This window comes from Actinokineospora fastidiosa (assembly GCF_014648415.1).
GTDB lineage: Bacteria > Actinomycetota > Actinomycetes > Mycobacteriales > Pseudonocardiaceae > Actinokineospora > Actinokineospora fastidiosa.
The window spans coordinates 286,897-311,664 of sequence record NZ_BMRB01000003.1 but is presented as its reverse complement, the minus strand read 5'-3'; the positions used below and the strand labels follow the sequence as shown (position 1 = coordinate 311,664).

Here is a 24,768-nt window from a genome sequence, read left to right as displayed (position 1 = left end):
AGCCGCGCCAGCGCCGCGTCGATCTCCTCCAGCGGCAGGCCCAGCTGGCGCAGCACCAGGACCGGTCAGCCCGGTGGCCTTCGCCAGCGCCCCCACACTCCATCGTCGGTCATGGCCCCAAAGAGCCAGGACCTCCCGCTACGTGAGGGTCAAGCCAGCCAGACGGCCGCGTCCGGGGGGAGCAGGCCGCCCTCCAGCGGCGCGCTCGACAGCAGTACCTCGCCCGGCGGCAGCGGGACCGGAGCCGCGGACGTGTTCAGGGCGCAGATCAGCCCGCCGCCCTTGCGGCGGAACGCGAAGCAGCCCGGGGGAGCGCCGTACCACTCCAGCTCGGTGCCGCTGAACGACGCGTGCGTCTTGCGGATCTCCACCGCCTGGCGGTACAGCGACAGCATCGACGCCGGGTCCTCCAGCTGCGCCTCCACGGTCAGCGGGCCCCAGTCGTCGGGGATCGGCAGCCACGTCGACTCGCCGGTGGTGAACCCGAACGGCGCTTCCGTGCCCTCCCACGGCATCGGCACGCGACACCCGTCGCGGCCCTCCTCCGCGCCGCCGGAGCGGTGGTGGATCGGGTCCTGGCGCGCCCAGTCGGGGACGTCGACGTTGGGCAGGCCCAGCTCCTCCCCGTTGTAGAGGTAGGCGACCCCGGGCAGCGCCAGCTCCACCAGCGCCATCGCCCTGGCCCGGCGCGTGCCCGCCGCCCCGTCGCCGTACCGGGAGACGTGCCGCACGACGTCGTGGTTGGACAGCGTCCAGGTGGGCGGCGCCGAGCCCGCCGCGGCCATCGACCGGTCGATGGCCCGGCGCACGGCGTCGGCGTCGAAGTCGGCCTGGGCGAGCTTGAAGTTGAACCCCAGGTGCAGCTCGTCCGGCCGCACGTACCGGGCGAAGCGCTCGTCGCTGTCCACCCAGATCTCGCCGACGGCCATTGTCCCCGGGTGCTCGTCCAGCACGCGGCGGATGAGCCGGTGCACGTCGTGCACGGCCTCGTTGTCGAAGCGCGGGTCGGTGGCGTGCGGGGTCTGGGCGCCCGCCATGACCGCGACGACGGCCGGGTCCATGTCCGGCAGGCCGTCGGGCTTGGCCATGCCGTGCGCGACGTCGATGCGGAAGCCGTCCACCCCGCGGTCCAGCCAGAACCGCAGGGTCTGCACCAGGTCGACCCGCACGTCGGAGGAGTCCCAGTTCAGATCCGGCTGCTGGGGGGCGAACAGGTGCAGGTACCACTGCCCGTCCGGGACGCGGGTCCACGCGGGCCCGCCGAAGATGCTGGTCCAGTTGTTCGGCGGGTCGTCACCGCGCCCGTCGCGGAAGTAGTACCGGGCCCGCTCCGGGCTGCCCGGCGCCGCCGCCAGCGCGGCCTGGAACCAGGGGTGCTGGTCGCTGGTGTGGTTGGGCACCAGGTCGATGGTGACCTTGAGACCGTGCTTGTGGGCGTCCTCGACCAGCCGGTCGAAGGCGGCCAGGTCGCCGAAGAGCGGGTCGACGTCGCGCGGGTCGGCGACGTCGTAGCCGTGGTCGGCCATGGGGGAGCGGAAGAACGGCGTCAGCCACAGGGCGTCGACGCCGAGCAGTTCCAGATAGCCCAGGCGGGAGCGGATGCCCTCCAGGTCGCCGATGCCGTCGCCGTCGGAATCGGCGAAGGACCGCACGTACACCTGGTAGAACACCGCGTCCTGCCACCATGCGGTGGCGCCATCGGGCCGCGCGCTTCGTCGCACGTTCTCCTCGCTCGCGAGAGATCGGACTCCCCGAAGTCCTCGGATCGGATCAGACCCAGCTGTTCATGAGGCTGTTGGCGGCGGTCTCCAGGTACTGCCACAGCTGGGCCCGGTGGCGCTCGTCCAGGCCTGCCTCGTCGACGGCCACGCGCATGCAGCGCAGCCAGGCGTCGCGCTCGATCGGACCGATGGTGAACGGGTGGTGCCGCATCCGCAGCCGGGGGTGCCCGCGCTGGTCGGAGTACGTGTGCGGGCCACCCCAGTACTGCATCAGGAACAGCCGCAGCCGGTCCTCCGCAGGGCCGAGGTCCGGCTCGGGGTACATGGGGCGCAGCACCTCGTCCTCGGCGACCTCGACGTAGAAGCGGTGCACGATCCGGCGGAACGTCTCCTCGCCGCCGACCGCATCGTAGAAGTTCTCGGGTGTGCCCACTGCGTCATCATCCCCCACGGGTCGCATCGTCCCCCATTGGCTACGGCTGCGGGGCCGGTGGGAACAGCCTGCCGAGCGGCGGCTGGATGTCCGCCTCCTCCAGCGCGGCCATCGCGCGCGCCCGCAGGGCCCGCTGCACCGCCCACTGCCTGCCCGGACGCACCTTCACCGTGACCCGGAACGTCATGCCCTCGGGTGTGACCTTCTCCACACCCAGGACCTCGGGCGGCTCGATCACATCGGTGGCGTGGTCGCTGTCCTCGGTCAGCTCGCCGCTCACCCGGCGCAGGATCGAGGTCACCTGCTCGGCGTCGGCGCTGTAGCCGACGGGCAGGTCGACGACGGCCACGGCGAAGCCCTGGCTGAAGTTGCCGACCCGCAGGATCTCGCCGTTGCGGACGTACCAGACCGTGCCGTTGAGGTCGCGCAGCGTGGTGACGCGCAGGCCGACGCCCTCGATGGTGCCGGTGGCCTCGCCGAGGTCGACGATGTCGCCGACGCCGTACTGGTCCTCCAGCAGCATGAAGATGCCGGACAGGAAGTCGCGGACCAGGTTCTGCGCGCCGAAGCCGAGCGCGACGCCGACGATGCCCGCCGAGGCGATGATCGGCGCCAGGTTCACCCCCAGCTCGCCCAGGACCAGCATGAACGCCAGCCCGAACACGACGGCGGTGACGATGGACTTGAGCACCGAGCCGATCGTCTTGGCCCGCTGGGCCCGGCGCTCGCTGAGGATGGAGCCCAGGGCCTGCGGGGCCCGCTCCTTCAGCGGCCGCAGCAGCTTGGGGGTCTTGCCGTCGCCGTTGGTGAGCCGGTCGATGGCCTTGCGGGCGAGCAGCCGCACGATGACCGCGACGACCAGGATCAGCAGGATCGTCAGCGGCTTGGCGATCAGCCAGTCGGCGGACGCGGCGAGCCAGGCGCTGCCGGTCAGCTCGAACACCTGGGTGCACCAGGAGTCGGCCTCGCCGACGCACTTGGGCGGTTCCAGGGAGAGGGGGAGGTTGGCACTCATCGGCGCCGACGATAGCCGGCGGTGCTCACCCGCGTCTAAGACACTGCTCCGGGTGGGCGGTGTTCACCAGGCGTTCCGGTCGGGATGCGGGACACGTCACACAACACGCGTGCGTTAGGGGCCGGATTTGTGGTCGACTTAGGCACGCACCGGTGGAGGTGGTCGAGTGCCAGACCGACAACCGACTCCCATCGGCGCTGCCCACGGGCAGGCGCCGATGGCCGTCTTGTGCCCCGAACCGCCGCAGACGCCGGATCCCGGCGGTGGCCCCCCGGCACGGACACCCTGGAGCCGGCGTCGGGTACTCCTCCTCAACGCCACGTACGAGCCGTTGACCGCGCTGCCGATGCGGCGCGCGGTGGTCCTGTTGGTCTGCGGCAAGGCCGAGGTCGTCCACGGCGATCCGACCGGCATGGTCGTGCACTCGGCGACGTCGAGCCTGGAGGTGCCGTCGGTGATCCGGCTGGCCACCTACGTGCGCGTCCCCTATCGCGGCCGGGTGCCGCTGACGCGGGCCGGGCTCATGCTGCGCGACCGCTACCGCTGCGCTTACTGCGGGGGTCGGGCGGAGACGATAGACCACGTGGTGCCGCGCAGCCGCGGGGGCCAGCACACGTGGCAGAACTGCGTGGCGTGCTGCGCGAAGTGCAATCACCGCAAGGCCGACAAGCTGCTGTCGGAGCTGGGCTGGCGGCTGCGGGTCGTTCCGTCGGCGCCGCGCGGACCGCACTGGCGGTTGCTGGCCGGGGTCGTGGACGCCGATCCGCTCTGGCTGCCCTACCTGGGGGAACCGGCGGCTTGATCGACTACCGGACAATTGTCGGGGCCGATCGCTAAACTGCGGGTTATGACGTCAGGCCGCGGTGACACGGGTCCCACCGGTGACCCGCGTGCCGCGGGTGACCCGGGTTCCCCTGGTCACGCGGGTGCCGCCGGTCACCCTGGTGCCTCGGGTGACGCGCGTGCCGAAGTCGACGGCCAGCACGGCGCCGCCGGACTCGAGCGCGGTCACGCGGGTGCCGTTGGTGACGCGGGTGCCTCGGGTGACCCTGGTGCCGAACTCGACGGGGGCCGCGCCGGTCACGCGGGTGCCGTTCGTGACGCGGGTTCCCCTGGTGACGCGGGTGCCGAAGTCGACGGCGGTGACCCGGGTGCCGAACTCGGCCGCGCTGGTCACCCGGGTGCCTCGGGTCACGCGGGTGCCGTTGGTGACCCGGGTGCCCCTGGTCACGCGCGTGCCGAACTCAGCGGCGTTGGTGACCCTGGTCCCCCTGGTCACGCGGGTGCCGAAGTCGATGTGGCCCGCGCTGGTGACGCGGGTGCCCCGGGTGACCCTGGTGCCGCGCGTGACGCGGGTGCCCATCCAGGCCAGCTCGGCGGTGACCCTCGTGCCTCGGGTGACTCGGGTGCCTCGGGTGACGCGCGTGCCCATGACGATATTTCCCTCCGTGTTGGCCGAAACCCTGGTGCGGTCGGTCGTCGGGGTGCCAGGATGCACGGCAGTGACCCTCGTGCCCCGCGTGACGCGGGTACCCCGGGTGACGCGAGTTCCGCCAATCAGCTCGTCCGCGTACTCGCCCGTCTGGGTGAAGAGCCTGGCCTCGTCGAGGGAAGCGATGATGTACATGGCGTGTCCTCCCGGGAGCTGTCACGCATCGATCAAGGGGAGAGCTGGTTCGCAAGGGCCGTATAGGTGAAAGCTATGACCCTGGTGGGTAACCGACAAGACGTCAACCCACCACAAGGTCGTTCGCCTGCCCACTTAGGGCCGTTCGCCTCTTGCCGATAGGCCCTTTGAGCTACCCGCCGCAGCGGCGGACGGGTGATCGGCCTTACCAGGAGAGCACCAACCGTTTACTTTGCGTGACGCCCGGGTGAGCGCAGCCAGGGCGGCGCGGGGTGTCCGGCCTATTGTGGGCTACCGTAGCGCCCGTGACGATCGTCGAGACCTTTCTCGTGTTCGCCGTCATCCCGTTGGCGATCTACGCAGTGGTCGCGCTGGTGACCTTGCGCGACCGGTTCGCGAAGAACCCGCGCTATCGCCCGGGCCAGGACTGGGACCACCCCCCGGTCTGGTGGACGGCCAACCCCGCCGGGCTGGACGCGGGCCACACCGCCGTCGCCGCCACCGAGAGCGCGCCTGTGCGCACGGCCAAGGGAGGTGCCCGTGGCAGCTGGTGAGCTCGTCCGCCATGAGGACCAGGTAGTCGAGGACCCCGAGCACGGCTACGGCTCGGCGATCACCGCGAGCGGCAGGCTCTCGGTCGCCCGCGCCAAGACCGCCCCGGAGCCCGGCCTGCCGTTCTCCACCGTCCAGCTGACCCGCCTGGACGAGGCGCTGACCCTGTCGTCGCGCTCGACCGGCCTGCTGTTCAGCATCTACCTCGGCGACCTCGGTCCGGACACCCGCGACCGCGCCGAGGAACTGCACGCCGAGATCGGCGCGGCCTCCGCCGAGGCCGTCCTCATAGCGGTTTCCCCCGGTCAGCGCAAGGTCGAGATCGTCACCGGCGCCGAGGCGGCCCGCCGCCTCCCCGACCGCGGCTGCAACCTGGCCGTCATGGCGATGGTGGCGTCCTTCAAGGAAGGCGACCTCACCGGCGGCCTGGTGAGCGCCCTCCGCATGCTCGCCGACCAGGCAGGCAACGCCCCCCGCCGGTAGCCCCACACACAACCCCGCCCACCTCGGGGGACAGCCCACCGATACGTGGAAGCTATCGACCACGTGTTCGAGTGGTCAAGCGAATTTCCTGGCAGCGGCCCGGACCCGGAAGGGGCCGGGCCGCTGCCACGTTGGGGGCACGGTCTCCGGAGAGCACGCTGCTGCGTGGTCCACGAGCGCGGCAGTGCCGACCTGATCTCCGGGCGCGGTGGGCAGGCTGCGGCACGCGAGATCCGGGCCGCTCGAAAGCATCTGCAGGAGGCAACGAGTGCGGGCCCCGCACGCGGCGGTCCGATCGCTCGGCAGCGGGGAGAACGGCGAGCGGCCCGGCCACACAGAAGGGCCGGGCCGCTGTCGTTGTCAGGAGCCGTCGAACTCGCGGGCGGCCAGGGCGCGGAGGATGCCTGCTCGGCCCTCCGAGACGAGCCTGCGGAGGGCGGGTGGGTGGTCGGCGGCGAGCCACTGGTCGGACGCCTCGACCGTGGCGTGGGTGACCGCCCAGGCCGGGTAGAGGCCCAGCACCATCGACTGGGCCCGCTCGCTGGAGCGGCGCTGCCAGACGCCCGCGACGTCCTCGAAGTACTTCGCGGCGTAGGGGGCCAGCAGTTCGCGCTGGGCCGGGTGGGAGAAGCCGTTGATGATGGCCTCGTTCACCGCGTTGGGCAGTTCGTCGTCGTGGACGGCTCGGCGCCAGGCCTCGGCCTTGGCGGCGATGGTGGGGACCAGGGCGCGGGCGCGCTCGGCGTGGCGGTTGCCGGTGGCCGTGGAGTCGGCGCGCAGCTCGGCGTCGATCTCGGCCTCGTCGGCGGCGCCGTGGGCGACCAGGGCGTGCAGCAGGCGCCAGCGCAGGTCGGTGTCCACGGACAGGCCGGGCAGCGGGGCCGAGCCGTCCAGCCAGCCGCGCAGCACGGCGACCTTGGCCTCGTCCAGCACCGAGCCGGTCAGCGAGTTGACGTACGCCAGTTGGTGGTCCGAGCCCGGCTCCGCGGTCCGGGCCAGCTCCAGCACCCGGTCGGTGAACAGCGCCCAGCCCTTGGGCGAGTACGCCGGGTCGGCGTAGGAGGCCAGGGCGGTCTGGGCCTGCAGCAGCAGCCGCTGCACGACGCCCACCTCGCTCTCGGCGGACAGGCCGTGGCAGACCAGCGAGACGAAGTCGCGGGCCTTCAGCTCGGCCTCGCGGGTCATCTCCCACGCCGCCGACCAGCACAGCGTGCGCGGCAGCGGCTCGGTGATGTCGCCGATGCGGTCGACCAGCGTGGTCAGCGAGCCCGGGTCGAGGCGCATGGTGCAGTAGGTCAGGTCGTCGTCGTTGACCAGCACGAGCTGCCCGCGCGGCACGCCGATCAGCTCCGGCACGCTGGTCACGTCGCCGTCGACGTCGACCTCCACCCGGTGCGTGCGCACCAGCTTGCCGTCGACGTCGTCGTACACGCCGATGGCGACGCGGTGCGTGCGCAGCTCGCCCGCGCCCGGCTTGGCCCCGCCCTGCAGCACGGCGAACGAGGTGAACTTGCCGTCCTCCACCTCGAACCGCGGCCGCAGCGAGTTCAGCCCCGTGGTCTCCAGCCACTGCGCGCTCCACCACGACAGGTCGCGGCCGGACGCCTCCTCCAGCGCGGCGAGCAGGTCGGCCAGCGTGGCGTTGTCCCAGGCGTGCTTGGCGAAGTACACCCGCAGGCCGGACAGGAAGTTCTCCAGCCCGACGTAGGCCACCAGCTGCTTGAGGACGCTGGCGCCCTTGGCGTAGGTGATGCCGTCGAAGTTGACCTCGACCGCCTCGACGTCCGGGATGTCGGCGGCGACCGGGTGCGTCGACGGCAGCTGGTCCTGCCGGTACGCCCACGACTTCTCGATGTTGGCGAAGCTGGTCCACGCGTGCTCGTACTCGGTGGCCTCGGCCTGCGCCAGCACCGACGCCCAGGTGGCGAAGGACTCGTTGAGCCACAGGTCGTCCCACCAGCGCATGGTCACCAGGTCGCCGAACCACATGTGCGCCATCTCGTGCAGCACGGTCTCGCAGCGGCGCTCGTAGGCGTAGCGGGTGACCCTGCTGCGGAAGACGTAGTCCTCCAGGAAGGTCACGCAGCCCGCGTTCTCCATCGCGCCCGCGTTGAACTCCGGCACGAAGCACTGGTCGTACTTGCCGAACGGGTAGGGCACGCCGAAGTTGCGGTGGAAGAACCCGAAGCCCTGCTTGGTCTCGGTGAACAGCCGCTCGGCGTCCATGTGCTCGGCCAGCGATGCCCGGCAGTAGATGCCCAGCGGGATGGTGCCGTGCTCGTCGGTGTACTCGTCGCGCCACTCGGCGTACGGGCCGGCGACGAGCGCGACGAGGTAGGTCGACATGCGCTCGGTGGTGGTGAACTCGTGCCGCACGACGCGGTTGTCGCCTGCGGCCAGCTCGGTCTGGACCGGCGCGGCGGCGTTGGAGATGACCTTCCAGTCCGCGGGCGCGAGCACGGTCAGCGTGTACGCGGCCTTGAGGTCGGGCTGGTCGAAGCAGGCGAACATCCGCTTGGCGTCGGCGGTCTCGAACTGCGAGTACAGGTACACGCCCTTGTCGACCGGGTCGACGAAGCGGTGCAGGCCCTCGCCGGTGTTCATGTACTCGCAGGTGGCGGTGATCGTCAGCTCGTTGGTCGCGGCCAGGTCCGGCAGCGCGACGCCCGCTTCCTGGGTGTAGCCGGAGACGTCGAGCTCGACGCCGTTGAGCACGGCCGACTCGACCGAGCGGGCGACGATGTCGATGAAGGTGGACGCGCCGGGTTCGCGGCTGGTGAAGCGCACCGTGGTGCGGGAGCCGAATGTCGCCTCGCCGGGCTGGCCGAGACCGTCGGTGAGATCCAGCTCGACGGTGTAGGACTCCACCTCCAGCAGAGCGGCCCGCTGGCGGGCTTGGTCACGGGTCAGGTTGGGCGCGGCCACGGGACACCTCGGGGAACGGCGAGGCGGGGACTCCTCGCGGGACGGTACTGACAATCGCATCCAATCACGTTCGGGGTGGGCGGCGGGCGGGAAGGTTTCCGCGCGGGTTGGATGTTGCACAGGACGGGCGGCGCGACGCCGCCGAACGGACCTCGAGCATGGAGACATCGCGCATGACCGCCGACAAGCCCCGCGTCGACTTCTACTTCGACCCCGTCTGCCCGTTCGCCTGGATCACCTCGCGCTGGATCCTGGAGGTCGAGAAGCACCGCGACATCGAGCTGCGGTTCCGGGTGATGAGCCTGTCGGTCCTCAACGACGGCCGTGACCTGCCGCAGGACTACCGCGACCTGCTCGACCGCGCGTGGGGCCCCGTCCGGGTGGCCATCGCCGCGGCCCAGGAGCACGGCGAGGAGGTGCTGCGCGACCTCTACACGGCGCTGGGCACCCGCATCCACAACGGCAAGAACGACGACTACCCGGCGGTGATCAAGGAGGCGCTCGCCGAGGTCGGCCTGCCCGAGTCCCTGGCGGCCGCCGCCGACTCCAGCGACTACGACGACGCGCTGCGCAAGTCCCACCACGAGGGCATGGACCCGGTCGGCATGGACGTCGGCACGCCGACCATCCACATCGACGGCGTCGCCTTCTTCGGCCCGGTGCTGACCTCGATCCCGCGCGGCGATGACGCGGTGCGGATCTTCGACGGCGCCCGCGCGCTGGCCGCCTACCCGGACTTCTTCGAGCTGAAGCGCACCCGCACCGGCGAGCTGAAGTTCGACTGATGTGACGTGGCGCGCCGTGCGGCCCGCGCACCGGATGTGACACGCTGACGGGCGTACCCGTCCGTAGGTGTCACATCCGGTTGGAGGGCCCATGGCCGCACCCGTCACCACCCGCACCGGTCACGTCGTCGGCGGCGAGCTGATCGACACCGGGAGCGAGCGGATCGAGGTGGTGAACCCGGCGACCGAGCAGGTCATCGCGACCGTGCCCGCCGGGACGGCCGAGGACGTCGACGCCGCCGTCGCCGCCGCGACGGCAGCCTTCCGCGGCTGGTCGTCGCTGGTGCCCCAGGAGCGCGCGGCGGCGGTGAAGCGCGTGTCCGAGGGCATCGCCGCCCGCCGGGACGAGCTCGCCGCGACGATCACCGCCGAGATGGGCTCGCCGATCACGTTCTCCACCAAGGTGCAGGCCGCGCTGCCCGCGGCGACCTCCGCCGGGGTCGCCGGTCTGGTGGCCGACGGCTACTCCTTCACCGAGGAGATCGGCAACTCGCTGGTCGTGCGCGAGCCGGTCGGCGTGGTCGGCGCGATCACCCCGTGGAACTACCCGCTGCACCAGATCGTCGCCAAGGTCGCCCCCGCGCTGGTCGCGGGCAACACCGTGGTGCTCAAGCCCAGCGAGGTCGCGCCGCTCAACGCGAACCTGTTCCTGGAGATCCTGGCCGCGGCGGGCATCCCCGACGGCGTGGTGAACCTGGTGCACGGCACCGGCCCGGTCGTCGGCGAGGCGCTGGCGGCCCACCCCGGCGTCGACATGGTCTCGTTCACCGGCTCCACCGCGGCCGGGCGCCGGGTCTCGGCGGTGGCCGCCGAGACGATCAAGCGCGTTGCCCTCGAACTGGGCGGCAAGTCGGCCAACGTCATCCTCGACGACGCCGACCTCGGTCTCGCGGTGAAGATCGGCCTGGCCAACACCTTCATCAACGGCGGGCAGACCTGCACGGCGTGGACCAGGATGCTGGTGCCCGCCGCCCGCCACGACGAGGCCGTCGAGCTGGCGTGCGCCGCCGCCGCGAAGTACACCGTGGGCGACCCGACCGACGCGGCCACCCGGATCGGCCCCATGTCCTCCGCCGCCCAGCGCGACCGCGTGCTGGAGTACATCCGCGTCGGCCAGGACGAGGGCGCCCAGCTCGTCTACGGCGGGTCGGAGGTGCCGTCCACGGGCGCGTACGTGCCGCCCACGATCTTCGCCGGGGTCCGCCCGGACATGCGGATCGCCCAAGAGGAGATCTTCGGCCCGGTGCTGTCGATCCTGCCCTACGCCGACGACGACGAGGCCGTGGCGATCGCCAACGACTCCCAGTACGGCCTCGCCGGGTCGGTGTTCTCCGCCGACACCGAGCGGGCGCTGGCGGTGGCCCGCCGGATGCGGACCGGGCAGGTCGACATCAACGGCGGCGCGTTCAACCCGCTGGCGCCCTTCGGCGGCTACAAGCAGTCCGGCAACGGCCGCGAACTGGGCCGCTACGGCCTGGAGGAGTTCACCGAGATCAAGTCGATCCAGCGCTGATCGCGTCGCGCTGGGCCGCGACGAACCCCGGGTCGACCGGCTCGCCGTGACCGGGGACGACGGTCGTCGGGCGCAGCGCGAGCAGGACGTCGAGCGCGCCCGGCCACCGGGCCGGGTGCGCGTCGTCGCCGATCGACGGCGGCGCGCCCTCCTCGACCATGTCGCCCGCGAACACCACGTGCGCGTCGGGCACGTGCACGGCGACGTCGTGGTCGGTGTGCGCCAGGCCGGGGTGCAGCAGGGTGACCCGACGGCCGCCGAGGTCGAGGTCGACCCGGTCGTCCACCTCGTGCGTGGGCAGCACGATCCGGGCCCGCTCGACGCGCTCGGCCAGCTCGGGCTTGCCCTCCTCCCGGTACCGCCTCGCCCACGTGCCGCGGTGGTCGACCGCGGTCATCGCCGGGCCGCAGCGCGGGTGGGCGTAGACCGGGACGTCGCCGAAGGCGGCCGTGCCGAGGAAGTGGTCGAAGTGGGCGTGCGTGATCACGACCGTCCACGGCAGGTCTGTCAGCTCGCGGATCGCGGCGGCGAACTCGGCGCCGTGGGCCTCGTCGGTGCCGGTGTCGATCACCAGCGCGCGGCTGTGGCCGACGACCAGGCCGAGGGTCTGGTCCAGTTCGGCGTGGCGGCGGGCGTGGACACCGTCGGCGATCTCGATCCAGCGGCTCACCGGTACACCCCGTCGGTCAGGCGCGGAACGGTGGTGCTCGCACCGTAGGCCGCGGCGAGGGCGACATCGGCGGCGTGGCCCCACTCGGCGAGCTCCCGGCCGGAGGAGCACGCGGCGAGCACGGCGGGCAGGTCGTCGCGGTGGGCCAGGAACGCGGCCTCGGCCGCGCGGGCCTCGGGGGAGAGGGCGCCGCCGAGGTGGTGGGCGATCGCGCCCGCGCCGAGCAGGTCCTCGACCGAGGGGCGCAGCGCGTCGTTGTGCGTCCAGCGCTCGCCCGCCGCGATCACGCCGACCGGCCCGCCCGCCGCTCCGGCCGCCTTCGCGACGGCGGGGGCGTTGCGCAGGCAGCCCGCGAAGACGGTGCCCGACGCCAGGGTGGTCAGCGTCGCGCCATTGGGGGAGGGCAGGGCGAGGAAGGTGCCGGACGGGATGTCGGTGAGCGACGCGGGCCGCAGCGTCCACCGGTCCTCGCCCGCGAGCACCGCGCCCGCCTCGCGCGCGGCGACGGCGGCGCGCTCGTCGCGCCAGGGCAGCGGGAGGACCCGGGCGCCGTGGGACACCGCGATGTCCACCGACGTGCTGAACGAGAGGACGTCCACGATCACGACGACCGGGCAGTCGGCGAGGGCGGCCACCCCGTCGGGGCCCCACTCCAGCCGGACGGTGAAGCCGGACTGGTCGTATGGGTTGTTGGTCACGTCGACCATCGTCGCGCCCCCGCTGATGGGGCGTTCGGCGGGTTCGGATGGCACACTGCGCGCGTGCGTGTCTATCTGGGTTCCGACCACGCGGGGTACGAGCTGAAGGCCCACCTCGCCAAGCACCTCGCCGCCGCGGGGCACGACGTCACCGACGTCGGTCCCGCCGAGTACGACGCGCAGGACGACTACCCGCCGTTCTGCATCGAGACCGCCCGCCGCGTCGTCGCCGACGACGGCAGCCTGGGCGTCGTCATCGGCGGCTCCGGCAACGGCGAGCAGATCGCGGCCAACAAGGTGCCCGGCTGCCGCGCCGCGCTCGCCTGGAGCGCCGAGACCGCGACCCTGGCCCGCGAGCACAACAACGCCCAGGTCATCGGCATCGGCGCGCGGATGCACAGCGCCGACGAGGCGCTGGCCATCGTCGAGGCGTTCCTCGCGACCCCGTTCTCCGCCGACGAGCGCCACGCCCGCCGGATCGCGCTGATCTCCGAGTACGAGCGCACCGGCGAGCCCCCCGCGCTGCCCTGACATGCCCGAAGGCCACACCCTGCACCGGCTCGCCCGCATCCACACCAAGTGGTTCGCGGGCGGGCCGGTCGCCGTGTCCAGCCCGCAGGGCCGCTTCTCCGCCTCGCTTGTGGACGGTCGGGTGCTGCGCAAGGCCGAGGCCCACGGCAAGCACCTGTTCCACTCCTACGGGCCGGACGCGGTCGTGCACGTCCACTTGGGACTGTACGGGACGTTCACCGAGTCCCCGCTGCCCGCGCCCGCCCCGGTCGGCCAGGTCCGCATGCGCCTGATCGGGCCGTCGCACTACACCGACCTGCGCGGCCCGAACGCCTGCGAGATCCTGACCGCCGCCGAGGCGCGGGCGCTGCGCGCCCGGCTGGGCCCCGACCCGCTGCGCCGCGACGCCGACCCCGAGCGCGCCTGGGCCCGCATCAGCCGCTCGCGCACCGCCATCGGGGCGCTGCTGATGGACCAAGCGGTGATCGCGGGCGTCGGCAACGTCTACCGCGCCGAGGTCCTCTTCCGCCACAACGTGCACCCGCTGCTGCCCGGCCGCGACCTCGACCGGGCCGAGTGGGAGGCGATGTGGGCCGACCTGGTCGGCCTCATGCGGCTGGGCGTGCGCCGCGGCCGCATCGACACCGTCCGCGACGAGCACCTGCCCAAGGCGATGGGCCGCGCGCCCCGCGTCGACCGGCACGGCGGCGAGGTCTACGTCTACCGCCGCACCGGCGAGCCGTGCCTGGTCTGCGGGACGCCCGTGGCGCAGGCGGAACTCGTCGCGCGCAACCTCTTCTGGTGCCCGGCCTGTCAGCCGGGGCGCGGCTAGAAGAAGTCGCCGCCGCCGAAGTCCCCGCCGAAGCCGCCCCCGAAGTCTCCGCCGAAGTCTCCGCCCGGGTCGGCGCCGGGGTCGCCGCCCATGTCGCCGCCGGGGTCGCCGATGTCGCCGCCGTCGCCTGCGTCGCCGCCCATGTCGCCGCCCGCGTCGGCAGCGCCCGCGTCGTAGCCCGCCGCCCAGGCGTCGGCTGAGGCGATGCCCGCCATGCCCGCGAACATCGTGCTGAACAGCAGCATCGAGCCCACGCCCCAGGCGCCCGCGACGAGGGCGGGCCGCCACCAGGGCTCGCTGTACCAGCCGCGCGGGACCGAGCGGCCCGCCACGCGCCCGCCGGGGTAGTAGTACGGCGTGCCCTGCGAGGCGTCCGGCGACGCGGCGTAGTGGTGGCCCTCGACCGCGACCCTGCGGTGCTCGGTGACCGCGCCCGCGCGGGCCGCCTCCGGGTCGACCGGCAGCTCCGGGCCGGGGTCCATGTCCATGGCGACCCGCGCGGCGCGGACGTAGTACAGGCCCTCCAGCGCGGTCTTGGTCACCAGGCGGCACTGCTCGACCGTCGTGGCCTGGTCCATCTGCGACCCGGCCGCCGTGTAGCGCTCGGAGGCGTCGGCCATGGCCTGCTGGGCGGCCTTGGTCGTGCCGGTCAGGTTCATCACCTGGCCGCCGAGCCGCTCGACCCAGCGGCGGGCCTCCGCCTGGGCGTTCTCCAGCTCCGCCCGGCGCCTGCCCGCGCCGCTGCGCGCCGCGATCACGCCGACCACGACCAGCGCGACGACCAGGACCAGCAGGATCTCCATGAGGTGACCTCCTCAACCGGGGGTTACCCGGACAACGAGGGACCTCACCCGGTTGGTTCCCTAGAAGACCTCGAGGCAGCGCGGCTCACGGTCGGCGGACAGCGCCGTCGACAGCGCCGACACCGCGCCGGGGGAGCGCTCGACGACGCGCCCGGCGTCGGCGAGGCGGGTCAGCCGGGTGCCGCCGAGGTAGGCCGCGCCCAGCTCGGTGCTGCTGGCGGCCAGGTCGGCCGGGTCGCCCGTGCGGGTGACCGTCGGCACGCCCTGGTCGTCCACGGCGAGCCGCACGCGGCCCGCGTTCCACGGGCAGAGGTCGTCGGTGACCTCGATCACCACGTCCACGGGCGCGCTGTAGCGGCGCTGCGCGAGCGCCCGGTCGACGTCCACGAGCCGGATGTAGAGGCCGTCCTGCACCTTCCCCACCGCGGCGCGGGCGTCGGCGAGCATCAGGGGCAGCGGGTCGTCCATGCCCGCCGAGAGGCTGATCTCCCCGGCGAGGTCCATGTCCAGCGCGTACCGCAGCAGCGCCGCGTGCGCCTGGGGGGTGAGCGCGGTCAGCTCCTCCACCGTGATCTCCCCCGCGGCCCCGCGGTCGTTGTAGCGCGGCTTGGCCCGGAACAGCGCGTACCCGCGCGGGTGCACGGCCCACCGCAGCCTCGACTGCCCGCGCCGCATCGCCTCCGGGTCGTGCAGCCAGTCCTGCCAGATGGCGTCGTCGCGGCTGAGCGCGCCCGCGCGCTGGGCGGCGTACTCGTCGTAGAGCGCCCGCACGTGCGGGAGCGCCTGCTCGGCGGGCAGCTCGCGCACGCGGTCGGCCCCGAGATCGATGCCCGGGCGGAACGCCGTCTTGGCGGTGATCGCGTACTCGATCTGCGAGGTCGCCGGGCCGAACCCGAATCGCTGGTAGATCCCCGCCTCGGACGCCCACAGCGCCGCGACGGCGGGCCCGCCCGCGTCGTGGATCTCGGCCAGCTGGGCGCGCATCATGCCGGTCAGCACGCCCCGCCGCCGCTGATCGGCCGCGACGACCACATAGGTCACCGCGGCGAACGGCACGGCCGTCCCCTCGGGCAGCGTCAGCCGCCGCTCGCCGACCGACATCGCGCCGACGAGCCGGTCGTCGTCGAACACCCCGACCTGGCGCGAGTCGGCCAACACGATCCGCATCCGCGCGCCGATGTCCTCGGCGCTGTCGGTCGACAGGAACGCCGAGATGACCAGGTCGACGTAAGCGGACATGTCCTCGTCGGTCAACACGCGCATGGGATGCATGGAAGGTGTCTACGCCCGCTGGTGCCGGGCACGCCACCGAATAAGTGAGCGGGCGGCGTGCTCGCTCGAGCACGCCGCCCGGTCGGGCTGACAGGATTTGAACCTGCGACCCTTCGCTCCCAAAGCGAATGCGCTACCAAGCTGCGCCACAGCCCGGGGTCTGCCCGATCAGCCTACCGGCACACGCTAAGCTGTTTCCCGTGCCGGTCCGCGGACCGGCGCACGCGGGCGTAGCTCAATGGTAGAGCCCTAGTCTTCCAAACTAGCTACGCGGGTTCGATTCCCGTCGCCCGCTCCACCTGGTGGTTCACCGGAAGTCCCCGGCGTGGTCGACCGCCCACCGCTGGAACGTCCTGGCCGGGGCTCCGGTGATCCGCTCGACGGTCGTGGTGATCGGCTCGGGGTGCTCGACCATCGCCGCGTGGGCGTCGACGATGCCCCGAGCGATCTCCTCGTCGAAGCCGGGGAACAGCTCCCGCACCGCCACCTCCGGCGGCAGCTCCTCGAACCGCAGCTCCCGGCCCAGCGCCGCGCCGATCGCCTCGACCTGCTCCACCTGGGTGAGCCGGGCGGGCCCGGTCAGGTGGTACTTGCCGCCCGCGTGCCCGTCGTCGATCAGCGCCCGCACGGCGACGGCGGCGATGTCGTCCTCGTGGATCAGCGCCCGCGACGCCGCGCCGTGGAAGCCGCGGACGACGTCGCCCGCGCGGATCTGGTCGGCCCACATCAGCGTGTTCGCGGCGAACCCGCCCGCGCGCAGGAACGTCCACTCGGCCCCCGACCGCTCCAGGAGCGCCTCCACGCGCGCGTGCGAGGCGAGGATGCCGTCGGTGGCCTCCTCCACCCCCGCCGCGGAGAGGTAGACGATCCGGCGGCCCTGCTCGGCGAGCTTGGCGATCAGGGCGTCGGCGGCGTGGTCGGCCGCCAGGGTGGGGAAGACCAGCAGCACCGCGCCCACGCCGTCGAGCGCGGCGTCGAGGGAGTCCGGGTCGGCCAGGTCGCCGCCCACGACCTCGGCGGGCAGCCGGGCGGCGCCCGGGTTCCTGGTGAGGGCGCGGACGGCGGCGCCCGTGCCCGCCAGCCGGGCCACCGCGGACCCGCCGACGCGGCCGGTCGCGCCGGTCACCAGGATCGTGTTCCGGTCAGCCATGGGGAATTCCTCGCTCTCGCCTTCGGATGACCCGACGGTAGGAGCTCGACATTGGTCGAGGTCAATGGCGCGAGGGGGGTGAGCTGAACCGGCCGTTAGGGTGCTCGTGAGTGTCGCTCACCACAGCCAGGCGGGTGAAACACTTTAAGAGTCGCCGTCTTGACAGTGAACGCCGTGGTGCGCGGCGGTCGGTTTCGGTAGACCGGTGCCATGTCGCGCAACGCAGTGCTGGATGTCATGCAGGCCGTGGTGCTGAGCGCCGTCGTGGTCGACGACGCCGGGCTGGTCCTGATGGTGCGCAGCGGGGACCGGCTGGAGCTGCCCTCCGGCCCGCTGCTCGTCGGGGAGGACGCCGCCGCCGGGGTGGCCAGGGTGGTGGCCGCGGCGACCGGGGTGGCCATCGAGGTCCGCGACCTGATCGGCCTGACCGGCGGACCCGGGTTCGGGGTGTGCTTCACGGCGCGGCCCGCCGCGGGCGACCTCAACGGGCACGCCGAGTGGGTGGAGCCGGAGGAGCTGCCCGTGCTGCCGGTCCGGCCGCAGACCCGGGAGCGGATCGAGCACGCGCTGGCCGGGTAGGCGCCCTCCCGGGGAGGGCGCCACGGCCCGTCAGCAGTCGCGCAGCTCCGGCGACTGGTTCAGCAGCTGGCCCCGGGGGCTGATGAACGCCCGGTAGCGGTCGCTGTCCACGGCCGAGGGCGCGAACGCCGCCACCCGGTGGCAGTTCTGGAAGGCCAGCTTCACGCCGAAGTGGCGCTCGAGGCCGCCGCGGATCGCGTCGGAGGCCAGAGCGCGGAGCAGTTGGCCGCGCTCGGCCTCGCTCGGCGGGGGCACCTCGTGGTCGGCGAAGCCGTCCGGGCGGTCAGGGGCCGCGGTGGCAACCCGGGAGACGACCTCCCAGGCGTACGGCAGCGACGCGCGCACGCAGTCGACGAAGTCGGCGTCCTCCACCGGGCCGCGCTCGGCGCGGGCGAGCAGGTCGGCGGGCACATCGAGAGACATCGCAACCTCCAGTAGCTCGGTCGCCTCCCTGCCTACCGGGCGCGTTGAACGGTGATCAACCCTGACCACCGGAATGGTCGAAAACCATCCCGAACAGTTGCGCCGCGACCCCGTCCGCCGGTAGGTCGCCCTTGTGCCCCTCGGAGCCTTCCTGCTCGCCCCCCGCTTCCCCGGACAGACCGACCGCGACGCCCTGGACCGGGCCTGCGCTGCCCTCGACGCCGCCGAGCGGGCGGGGTTGGACGAGGCGTGGATCGCCGAGCACCACTTCATGCCCTACGGCGTGTGCCCGGACGCTGCCGCCTTCGCCGCCTACGCGCTGGGCCGCACCCGCCGCATCGCCGTCGGCACCGCGGTCAGCGTGCTCAGCACCACCCACCCCGTCGCCCTCGCCGAGCGCGCGCTGCTGCTGGACAACGTCTCCGGCGGCCGCTTCCACCTCGGCGTCGGCCGCGGCGGCCCGTGGGTCGACCTGGAGGTCTTCGGCACCGGCCTGGAGCGCTACCGCAGCGGCTTCCCCGACGCCCTCGACCTGCTGCTGCGGGCGCTGACCGGCCCGACCGTCACGGGCAGCGCCCGGTTCCCGTTCCGCGAGGTGCCGGTCGTGCCCGCCCCGGCGAGCCTGCCGCGCCCGCCGGTCGCGGTGGCCGCCACGTCCAAGGACACCGTCGCCCTGGCCGCCGCCCGCGGCCTGCCGCTGCTGCTCGGCATGCACGTCGACGACGACGACAAGCTCGCCATGGTCGCCCACTACCGGGCCGCGGGCGGGCCCGCCGACGCCCCGCACGTCTCCGCCGTCGTCGCGCACGTCGCCGACAGCCGGGCCGAGGCTGTGGCGCAGGTCATGGACACCGCCCCGGGCTGGCTGTGCGCGGGCCTGGCGGCCCACGTCCCGGTCGACGGGGGCCGCGGGCCCTCCCGCGACCCGTACGCCTACGCCCGGCTGCTCTGCGACCTGCATCCCGTGGGCGACCTGGACTACTGCGCCGCCCGACTGTCCCGGTCCGGCATCGGCCGGGTCATCGCCATGGTCGAGGCGACCGGCGACCCCGGGCACACCCAGCGCACCGTCGCCGCCCTCGGCGTGTTGCGCCGCTCCGGCGTCCTGCCACCCGCCGCGTCCGACCTGGGCAAGCTCGCCTAGACTCGGACGTCGATCCCCGGCGGCCCGCTGCGTCGCGGGGCAGTACCCCCAGTCAGTACCAAGGAGACCACGTTGAAGAGCACCGTCGAGCAGCTGAGCCCGACGCGGGTACGCATCAACGTCGAGGTGCCGTTCGACGAGCTCAAGCCGAACTTCGACCGCGCGTACCGCAAGCTCGCGGGCCAGATCCGCATCCCCGGCTTCCGCCCGGGCAAGGCCCCGGCGCGGGTCATCGAGTCGCGGGTCGGCCGCGCGCCGATCCTGGACGAGGTCGTCAACGAGGCCATCCCGGCCAAGTACATGGAGGCGCTGACCGCGGGCCAGATCAAGGCCCTCGGCCAGCCCGACATCGAGCTGACCAAGCTCGAGGACGGCGCCAGCCTGGAGTTCACCGCCGAGGTGGACGTGCGCCCCGAGATCACCGTCCCGGCCTACGACGGCTTCGCGGTGACCGTCGACGACGTCGAGGTCACCGACGCCGAGGTCGACGAGCAGCTCGACGAGCTGCGCGCTCGCTTCGGCACGCTGACCGGCGCTGACCGCCCGGTCGAGACCGGCGACTTCGTCTCCATCGACCTCGCGGCCACCGTCGACGGCGTCGAGGTCGATGACGCCAAGACCTCCGGCCTGAGCTACGAGGTCGGCTCCGGCCAGCTCATCGAGGGCATCGACGACGCGCTCGTCGGCCTGTCGGCAGGCGAGTCGGCGACCTTCACCACGAAGCTGGTCGCGGGCGAGCACGCGGGCAAGGACGCCGAGGTCACCGTGACCGTGCAGACGGTCAAGGTGCGCGAGCTGCCCGAGCCCGACGACGAGTTCGCCCAGCTCGCCAGCGAGTTCGACACCATCGACGAGCTGCGCGCCGACCTGCGCGAGCGGCTCGGCCGGGTCAAGAAGATGCAGCAGGGCGTGCAGGCACGCGACAAGGTCCTGGAGGCCCTGCTCGAGTCGGTCGACGTGCCGCTGCCGGAGAAGGTCGTGCAGGCCGAGGTGGAGAACCGCCACCACGACGCCGTGCACTCCTTCGACCACGACGACGCCAAGCTGACCGAGTTCCTGGAGTCCCAGGGCCGCAGCCGCGAGGAGTTCGACACCGAGCTGCGCGGCGACGCGGAGAAGTCGGTCAAGACCCAGCTGGTGCTCGACGCGATCGCCGAGTCCGAGCAGGTCCAGGTCAACGACGCGGAGCTGACCGAGCGGATCATCTACCAGGCCCAGCGCTTCGGCGTGAGCCCGGACGAGTACGTCCAGCGCGCGCAGCAGTCCGGCCAGCTCGGCGCCATCTTCGCCGACGTGCGCCGGGGCAAGGCGCTGGCCGCCGTCGTCCGCGAGGCCAAGGTGACCACCGAGGACGGCACGGACGTCGACCTGTCGGAGCTTTTCGGCAAGCAGGCGGATGAGGCAGCGGCCGAGTGACTGGGAGCGTCTTCGACGCACTCGGGTTCTAACGCTGTGAGCGAAAGTGGGCGGTGTCGGGCAGTCGACGCCGCCCGCCTTCGTTAATGTCGAGCGAGAGATCTCTGGATCGACTTCAAGACTTGGGAGAAGGCAGGCAGACGTGACGCAGCACCCCACGCCCCACCTGCGGTCGGCGACCGCGGGGCTCAACCTCAACGACTCGGTCTACGAGCGGCTGCTCCGCGAGCGCATCGTCTTCCTCGGCTCCGAGGTCGATGACGACATCGCCAACCGGATCACCGCGCAGCTGCTGCTGCTGGCCGCCGAGGACCCCGAGAAGGACATCACCTTCTACATCAACTCCCCCGGCGGCTCGGTCACCGCGGGCATGGCCATCTACGACACGATGCAGCTCATCGAGCCGGACGTGGCCACGTGGGGCCTCGGCCTCGCCGCGTCCATGGGGCAGTTCCTGCTGGCCTCCGGCACGCCCGGCAAGCGCTACGCGCTGCCGCACACCCGCGTGATGATGCACCAGCCGTCGGCGGGCATCGGCGGCACGGCCTCGGACATCGCCATCCGCGCCGAGGTCTACGCCAAGTGGAAGCACGAGATGGCCGTCATCACCGCCGAGCAGACCGGGCAGACCGTGGAGAAGGTGACCGCCGACGCCGACCGCGACCGCTGGTTCACCGCCGAGGAGGCCAAGGAGTACGGCTTCATCGACCACGTGGTGTCCCGTGTCGGGCGCCAGGCCAGCTGACCGAGGAACAGGAGCCTCAGCCGTGAGCAACCTTCAGTCCCGCTACGTGCTCCCCTCGTTCGTGGAGCGGACCAGCTACGGGGTCAAGGAGTCGAACCCGTACAACAAGCTGTTCGAGGAGCGCATCATCTTCGTCGGCGTCCAGATCGACGACGCCTCCGCCAACGACGTGATGGCGCAGCTGATCTACCTGGAGTCGGCCGACCCCGACCGCGACATCACGATGTACATCAACTCCCCGGGTGGCTCGTTCACCTCGTTGATGGCCATCTACGACACGATGCAGTACGTCCGGCCCGACATCCAGACGTTCTGCCTCGGCCAGGCGGCCTCCGCCGCCGCGGTGCTGCTCTCCGCGGGCACCCCGGGCAAGCGCATGGCCCTGCCCAACGCGCGCGTGCTGATCCACCAGCCCGCCACCGAGGGCACCTACGGCCAGGTCTCCGACCTGGAGATCCAGGCTGCCGAGATCCAGCGGGTGCGCCGCCAGATGGAGACCATCCTGGCCAGGCACACCGGCCGCGGCGAGGAGCAGATCCGCAACGACATCGAGCGCGACAAGATCCTCACCGCCGCCGAGGCGGTGGAGTACGGCATCATCGACGAGGTGCTGCCGTACCGCAAGCTCTCGGCCCGGTAGACCACCGGCACCCGGCGCGGCCATACCGCACGAAAGCGACCGACACGCCCGGCGTGGAGGGCCTATCGTGTGGGGTCAGGACAATTCGGCCGCGTCGGGGTGCGGGTTCTCCCGCAACTCGGGGGTAGACAGGTACCGTCGAAGGCAACGGACGCGACCGGCCGGGTGCCACCGGGGCGGTGCGGACGGTCGGACAGCCAGGTGCGCTCCGGCGCACCGGAGGGGACAGAGGTCAGCGACCATGGCACGTATCGGTGATGGCGGAGACCTGCTCAAATGCTCTTTCTGCGGGAAGAGTCAGAAGCAGGTGAAGAAGCTCATCGCCGGGCCAGGCGTCTACATCTGCGATGAATGCATCGATCTCTGCAACGAGATCATCGAGGAGGAGCTGGCCGAGGCGGGCGACGTCAAGCTCGACGAGCTGCCCAAGCCGCTGGAGATCCACGAGTTCCTCGACCAGTACGTCATCGGGCAGAACGACGCCAAGCGCTCCCTGGCCGTCGCGGTCTACAACCACTACAAGCGCATCCAGGCCGGTGAGCGGGCCCGGCCCGAGGGCCGCGAGGGCCGTGGCGAGGAGACCGTCGAACTCGCCAAGTCCAACATCCTCATGCTCGGCCCCACGGGCTGCGGCAAGACCTACCTGGCCCAGACGCTGGCCAAGCTGCTCAACGTGCCCTTCGCCATCGCCGACGCCACGGCGCTGACCGAGGCCGGGTACGTCGGCGAGGACGTGGAGAACATCCTCCTCAAGCTGATCCAGGCCGCCGATTACGACGTCAAGCGCGCCGAGACCGGCATCATCTACATCGACGAGGTCGACAAGATCGCCCGCAAGAGCGAGAACCCGTCGATCACCCGCGACGTGTCCGGCGAGGGCGTGCAGCAGGCCCTGCTGAAGATCCTCGAGGGCACGACGGCGTCGGTGCCGCCGCAGGGCGGGCGCAAGCACCCGCACCAGGAGTTCATCCAGATCGACACGACGAACGTGCTGTTCATCGTGGCGGGCGCGTTCGCCGGGCTCGAGAAGATCATCCAGGACCGGGTGGGCAAGCGCGGCCTGGGCTTCGGCGCCGAGATCCGCTCGAAGGTCGAGACCGACGCCGCGGAGATCTTCGCCGAGACCATGCCGGAGGACCTGATCAAGTTCGGGCTCATCCCGGAGTTCATCGGGCGGCTGCCGGTCGTGGCCAGCGTGACGAACCTGGACAAGACCTCCCTGGTCCGCATCCTGACCGAGCCGCGCAACGCGCTGGTCAAGCAGTACAAGAAGCTGTTCGAGATGGACGGCGTCGAACTGGAGTTCACCGACACCGCCATGGAGGCCGTCGCCGACCAGGCCATCCTCCGCGGCACCGGCGCGCGCGGCCTGCGCGCCATCATGGAGGAGGTCCTCCAGTCGGTGATGTACGACATCCCCTCCCGCACCGACGTGGCGAAGGTCGTCATCACCGAGCAGACGGTCCGGGAGAACGTGAACCCCACCATCGTCTCCCGCGCTCCCACCCGCCGCGAGCGCCGAGAGAAGTCGGCCTAGCCGACGCCAGGCCCTATCGGCGCACTTTGCGGCGGCAACCCGCCCTGGTGCGCCGTGGGCCGGTCTCGGGGGTGCCGTTAGCCGCCTTCACGGCGAGTTGGCTCCTCATCCGCGTGTCCCCTGCTGGCGTGTGCTCAACGTCACGGCTGCGCGCCACATGGTGGTGCGTTAGCCCTAACGGCGAACCGCGGGTGTGTCACTGATCGACCTTCACGGAGTGCGCAGCGTGGCCTGGGCGGTCACCGCTGGCCCAACACGGCGCGCTGGCCGAGGTGGGCGGTGGTCCGCTGGCCGGCCTTCGCGGAGTGTGGCTGGCGTGGATCGTGGGTGCGCTGTCCGGCGGTGTTAGCGGTGAGCGGCCAGGAAGGTGACCAGGTCGGGGACGACTCGGTCGTAGAAGCGGCCGTCGTGGCCGCCGGGGCCGAGGTAGCCCACCTCGGGGTCCGCCCGCTCGATGAACTCCCGCGTCCCCCGCGCGAACGGGTCCTGGGCGCCGCACCACACCGCGATCGGGGTGTCTCGGGGCACGTTGTGCCTCGGGTCCAGCGCGAGCCACTCCTCCTCGCTGCGGAAGGCGCCGCGCTTGCGCATCTCGTCCCAGGTGGTGATGAGGGCGGGCGAGATGGCCGCGGCCGCTCGCACCGGGGCTCCCGCCTCAGCCCGCCGCCGCGCGTAGAGCAGCGCCCCGAACCCGCCCATCGAGATGCCCGCGACCGCGAACACCCGCCCCAGCCTGCGCTCCGCCAGCCACCCGGGCACCTCCCTGAGCAGCATCCCCATCGGATCGTCCCCGCCCATCTCGTGCCAGTACCCATCACCCCCATCCACCGCGACGAAGGCAAAGGGCGGCGCCTTGTCATACGCCACCTGCCGAACAAGCCACCGAGCCAACCGCCCCGGAAACGCCGTCGCGGCGGTCCCGCCCCGCCCGTGGAGAAACAGACAAACCGGCAGATCCTGGACCAACAACTCCGTCGGCAACACAGTCACCATCCCCACCACCCGCCCCCGCGCCGCCGAGTAGACCCACTCCCGCCGCACGATCGGCTCCGGCACCCGCTGCCCCGCCGCCCCCACGGTCCGCGCCAAGGGCATCACTCCTGTGGCCACCCCGGCAATACCTCCCACGGCCACCGCAACCCCACCGAGCAGAGCAGCCCGACGACTGAGCCCGTGGGATGGCCACCGTGGGGAAGGGCTCACGCCTGATCCCGGCTCGCTGTTCCGCTGCGCAGCCCGGCTGCTCGGCGGGGCGGGCCAGTCAGCCTGTTGCAGGGACGGACCTCCCGAGACGA

The 24,768-nt window shown here is 72.2% G+C and carries 25 protein-coding genes and 2 tRNA genes; 14 read left to right on the top strand and 13 right to left on the bottom strand.

Going from position 1 to position 24,768, the window contains the following annotated elements; all coding sequences use genetic code 11:
• Positions 1–149: 149 nt before the first annotated feature.
• From IEY98_RS20450 to IEY98_RS20440, 3 genes are read right to left on the bottom strand one after another with little or no spacing between them, the layout of a single operon-like run.
• Positions 150–1,721, bottom strand: a complete 1,572-nt coding sequence (locus IEY98_RS20450; protein WP_189212176.1) for a glycoside hydrolase family 13 protein — start codon at positions 1,719–1,721, stop codon at positions 150–152.
• 49 nt (positions 1,722–1,770) lie between these two features.
• Positions 1,771–2,181, bottom strand: coding sequence for a globin (locus IEY98_RS20445; protein ID WP_189212175.1), 411 nt, complete (start codon positions 2,179–2,181; stop codon positions 1,771–1,773).
• A gap of 13 nt (positions 2,182–2,194) precedes the next feature.
• The gene (locus IEY98_RS20440; protein ID WP_189212174.1) at positions 2,195–3,169 is read right to left on the bottom strand and encodes a mechanosensitive ion channel family protein; all 975 of its coding nucleotides are present in this window, start codon (positions 3,167–3,169) and stop codon (positions 2,195–2,197) included.
• Positions 3,170–3,335: 166 nt separating this feature from the next.
• Here IEY98_RS20440 and IEY98_RS20435 point away from each other — a divergent pair, with 166 nt between their 5' ends.
• Positions 3,336–3,971 carry an HNH endonuclease gene (locus IEY98_RS20435; RefSeq protein WP_373292418.1) on the top strand — a complete coding sequence of 212 codons (636 nt, stop codon included), beginning with the start codon at positions 3,336–3,338 and terminating at the stop codon, positions 3,969–3,971.
• 51 nt (positions 3,972–4,022) lie between these two features.
• Here IEY98_RS20435 and IEY98_RS20430 read toward each other — a convergent pair whose 3' ends face one another.
• Positions 4,023–4,601 (bottom strand): hypothetical protein, encoded by a 579-nt coding sequence (locus IEY98_RS20430; protein WP_229787099.1) that lies wholly within the window; start codon positions 4,599–4,601, stop codon positions 4,023–4,025.
• A 500-nt stretch (positions 4,602–5,101) separates the two neighbouring features.
• Between IEY98_RS20430 and ctaJ the strand changes: the two genes are divergently transcribed.
• Positions 5,102–5,350, top strand: a complete 249-nt coding sequence (gene ctaJ / locus IEY98_RS20425) for an aa3-type cytochrome oxidase subunit CtaJ (RefSeq protein ID WP_189212172.1) — start codon at positions 5,102–5,104, stop codon at positions 5,348–5,350.
• Complete coding sequence (locus IEY98_RS20420; protein WP_189212171.1) at positions 5,337–5,831, top strand: DUF5130 family protein; 495 nt, start codon at positions 5,337–5,339, stop codon at positions 5,829–5,831. The genes ctaJ and IEY98_RS20420 overlap by 14 nt, the downstream gene beginning before the upstream one ends.
• Before the next feature lie 360 nt (positions 5,832–6,191).
• On the opposite strand, the gene pepN is transcribed toward IEY98_RS20420, so the two are convergent.
• Complete coding sequence (gene pepN / locus IEY98_RS20415) at positions 6,192–8,756, bottom strand: aminopeptidase N (protein WP_189212170.1); 2,565 nt, start codon at positions 8,754–8,756, stop codon at positions 6,192–6,194.
• A 173-nt stretch (positions 8,757–8,929) separates the two neighbouring features.
• On the opposite strand from pepN, the gene IEY98_RS20410 reads away from it, so the two are divergent.
• Both IEY98_RS20410 and IEY98_RS20405 read left to right on the top strand, forming a co-directional pair.
• Positions 8,930–9,541 carry a mycothiol-dependent nitroreductase Rv2466c family protein gene (locus IEY98_RS20410; protein WP_189212169.1) on the top strand — a complete coding sequence of 204 codons (612 nt, stop codon included), beginning with the start codon at positions 8,930–8,932 and terminating at the stop codon, positions 9,539–9,541.
• Positions 9,542–9,632: 91 nt separating this feature from the next.
• Positions 9,633–11,054, top strand: a complete 1,422-nt coding sequence (locus tag IEY98_RS20405; protein WP_189212168.1) for an aldehyde dehydrogenase family protein — start codon at positions 9,633–9,635, stop codon at positions 11,052–11,054.
• On the opposite strand, the gene IEY98_RS20400 is transcribed toward IEY98_RS20405, so the two are convergent.
• Together IEY98_RS20400 and IEY98_RS20395 are read right to left on the bottom strand one after the other, a co-directional pair.
• Positions 11,035–11,724, bottom strand: coding sequence for an MBL fold metallo-hydrolase (locus tag IEY98_RS20400; RefSeq protein WP_189212167.1), 690 nt, complete (start codon positions 11,722–11,724; stop codon positions 11,035–11,037). The two genes, IEY98_RS20405 and IEY98_RS20400, sit on opposite strands and share 20 nt — an antisense overlap.
• Positions 11,721–12,422 carry a 2-phosphosulfolactate phosphatase gene (locus IEY98_RS20395; RefSeq protein WP_229787098.1) on the bottom strand — a complete coding sequence of 234 codons (702 nt, stop codon included), beginning with the start codon at positions 12,420–12,422 and terminating at the stop codon, positions 11,721–11,723. The genes IEY98_RS20400 and IEY98_RS20395 overlap by 4 nt, the downstream gene beginning before the upstream one ends.
• Before the next feature lie 63 nt (positions 12,423–12,485).
• On the opposite strand from IEY98_RS20395, the gene IEY98_RS20390 reads away from it, so the two are divergent.
• Positions 12,486–12,953, top strand: coding sequence for a ribose-5-phosphate isomerase (locus IEY98_RS20390; protein WP_189212166.1), 468 nt, complete (start codon positions 12,486–12,488; stop codon positions 12,951–12,953).
• Position 12,954: 1 nt separating this feature from the next.
• Positions 12,955–13,764 (top strand): Fpg/Nei family DNA glycosylase, encoded by an 810-nt coding sequence (locus IEY98_RS20385; protein WP_189212165.1) that lies wholly within the window; start codon positions 12,955–12,957, stop codon positions 13,762–13,764.
• Here the strand turns inward: IEY98_RS20385 and IEY98_RS20380 are convergent.
• The 3 genes from IEY98_RS20380 to IEY98_RS20370 form a co-directional block, all read right to left on the bottom strand.
• The gene (locus IEY98_RS20380; RefSeq protein ID WP_189212164.1) at positions 13,761–14,567 is read right to left on the bottom strand and encodes a hypothetical protein; all 807 of its coding nucleotides are present in this window, start codon (positions 14,565–14,567) and stop codon (positions 13,761–13,763) included. The genes IEY98_RS20385 and IEY98_RS20380 overlap by 4 nt on opposite strands.
• Before the next feature lie 60 nt (positions 14,568–14,627).
• On the bottom strand, positions 14,628–15,830 hold the full coding sequence (locus tag IEY98_RS20375; protein WP_189212163.1) for a GNAT family N-acetyltransferase: 1,203 nt from the start codon (positions 15,828–15,830) through the stop codon (positions 14,628–14,630).
• A 91-nt stretch (positions 15,831–15,921) separates the two neighbouring features.
• A tRNA-Pro gene (locus IEY98_RS20370) sits at positions 15,922–15,995 on the bottom strand.
• 68 nt (positions 15,996–16,063) lie between these two features.
• Between IEY98_RS20370 and IEY98_RS20365 the strand changes: the two genes are divergently transcribed.
• A tRNA-Gly gene (locus tag IEY98_RS20365) sits at positions 16,064–16,137 on the top strand.
• A gap of 9 nt (positions 16,138–16,146) precedes the next feature.
• Here IEY98_RS20365 and IEY98_RS20360 read toward each other — a convergent pair.
• Positions 16,147–16,989, bottom strand: a complete 843-nt coding sequence (locus IEY98_RS20360; protein WP_189212162.1) for an SDR family oxidoreductase — start codon at positions 16,987–16,989, stop codon at positions 16,147–16,149.
• A 210-nt stretch (positions 16,990–17,199) separates the two neighbouring features.
• On the opposite strand from IEY98_RS20360, the gene IEY98_RS20355 reads away from it, so the two are divergent.
• Positions 17,200–17,568: an NUDIX hydrolase gene (locus IEY98_RS20355; protein ID WP_189212161.1), complete on the top strand. Its 369-nt coding sequence runs from the start codon at positions 17,200–17,202 to the stop codon at positions 17,566–17,568.
• A 30-nt stretch (positions 17,569–17,598) separates the two neighbouring features.
• Here IEY98_RS20355 and IEY98_RS20350 read toward each other — a convergent pair whose 3' ends face one another.
• Positions 17,599–17,991 (bottom strand): SCO5389 family protein, encoded by a 393-nt coding sequence (locus IEY98_RS20350; RefSeq protein WP_189212160.1) that lies wholly within the window; start codon positions 17,989–17,991, stop codon positions 17,599–17,601.
• A gap of 133 nt (positions 17,992–18,124) precedes the next feature.
• Between IEY98_RS20350 and IEY98_RS20345 the strand changes: the two genes are divergently transcribed.
• From IEY98_RS20345 to clpX, 5 genes are all read left to right on the top strand, one after another.
• Positions 18,125–19,135, top strand: a complete 1,011-nt coding sequence (locus IEY98_RS20345; protein WP_189212159.1) for an LLM class flavin-dependent oxidoreductase — start codon at positions 18,125–18,127, stop codon at positions 19,133–19,135.
• A 72-nt stretch (positions 19,136–19,207) separates the two neighbouring features.
• Positions 19,208–20,551 carry a trigger factor gene (tig, locus tag IEY98_RS20340; protein ID WP_189212158.1) on the top strand — a complete coding sequence of 448 codons (1,344 nt, stop codon included), beginning with the start codon at positions 19,208–19,210 and terminating at the stop codon, positions 20,549–20,551.
• A gap of 142 nt (positions 20,552–20,693) precedes the next feature.
• Positions 20,694–21,296, top strand: a complete 603-nt coding sequence (locus tag IEY98_RS20335; RefSeq protein ID WP_189212157.1) for an ATP-dependent Clp protease proteolytic subunit — start codon at positions 20,694–20,696, stop codon at positions 21,294–21,296.
• 22 nt (positions 21,297–21,318) lie between these two features.
• Entirely contained in the window at positions 21,319–21,936 is a 618-nt protein-coding gene (locus IEY98_RS20330) for an ATP-dependent Clp protease proteolytic subunit (protein ID WP_189212156.1), read from the top strand.
• Between the two features lie 241 nt (positions 21,937–22,177).
• The gene (clpX, locus tag IEY98_RS20325; RefSeq protein ID WP_189212155.1) at positions 22,178–23,473 is read left to right on the top strand and encodes an ATP-dependent Clp protease ATP-binding subunit ClpX; all 1,296 of its coding nucleotides are present in this window, start codon (positions 22,178–22,180) and stop codon (positions 23,471–23,473) included.
• Positions 23,474–23,818: 345 nt separating this feature from the next.
• Here clpX and IEY98_RS20320 read toward each other — a convergent pair whose 3' ends face one another.
• A complete protein-coding gene (locus tag IEY98_RS20320; protein ID WP_229787196.1) occupies positions 23,819–24,466 on the bottom strand; it encodes an alpha/beta hydrolase in 648 nt (215 codons plus the stop codon).
• Positions 24,467–24,768: the final 302 nt, after the last annotated feature.

Bases quoted from the DNA above. Each gene is read 5' to 3' on its own strand.
- IEY98_RS20445 (WP_189212175.1), bottom strand. From the start codon at position 2,181: ATGCGACCCGTGGGGGATGATGACGCAGTGGGCACACCCGAGAACTTC.
- IEY98_RS20440 (WP_189212174.1), bottom strand. From the start codon at position 3,169: ATGAGTGCCAACCTCCCCCTCTCCCTGGAACCGCCCAAGTGCGTCGGC.
- IEY98_RS20430 (WP_229787099.1), bottom strand. From the start codon at position 4,601: ATGGGCACGCGCGTCACCCGAGGCACCCGAGTCACCCGAGGCACGAGG.
- IEY98_RS20410 (WP_189212169.1), top strand. From the start codon at position 8,930: ATGACCGCCGACAAGCCCCGCGTCGACTTCTACTTCGACCCCGTCTGC.
- IEY98_RS20405 (WP_189212168.1), top strand. From the start codon at position 9,633: ATGGCCGCACCCGTCACCACCCGCACCGGTCACGTCGTCGGCGGCGAG.
- IEY98_RS20385 (WP_189212165.1), top strand. From the start codon at position 12,955: ATGCCCGAAGGCCACACCCTGCACCGGCTCGCCCGCATCCACACCAAG.
- IEY98_RS20380 (WP_189212164.1), bottom strand. From the start codon at position 14,567: ATGGAGATCCTGCTGGTCCTGGTCGTCGCGCTGGTCGTGGTCGGCGTG.
- IEY98_RS20375 (WP_189212163.1), bottom strand. From the start codon at position 15,830: ATGCGCGTGTTGACCGACGAGGACATGTCCGCTTACGTCGACCTGGTC.
- IEY98_RS20360 (WP_189212162.1), bottom strand. From the start codon at position 16,989: ATGGCTGACCGGAACACGATCCTGGTGACCGGCGCGACCGGCCGCGTC.
- IEY98_RS20355 (WP_189212161.1), top strand. From the start codon at position 17,200: ATGTCGCGCAACGCAGTGCTGGATGTCATGCAGGCCGTGGTGCTGAGC.
- IEY98_RS20350 (WP_189212160.1), bottom strand. From the start codon at position 17,991: ATGTCTCTCGATGTGCCCGCCGACCTGCTCGCCCGCGCCGAGCGCGGC.
- clpX (WP_189212155.1), top strand. From the start codon at position 22,178: ATGGCACGTATCGGTGATGGCGGAGACCTGCTCAAATGCTCTTTCTGC.
- IEY98_RS20320 (WP_229787196.1), bottom strand. From the start codon at position 24,466: ATGGTGACTGTGTTGCCGACGGAGTTGTTGGTCCAGGATCTGCCGGTT.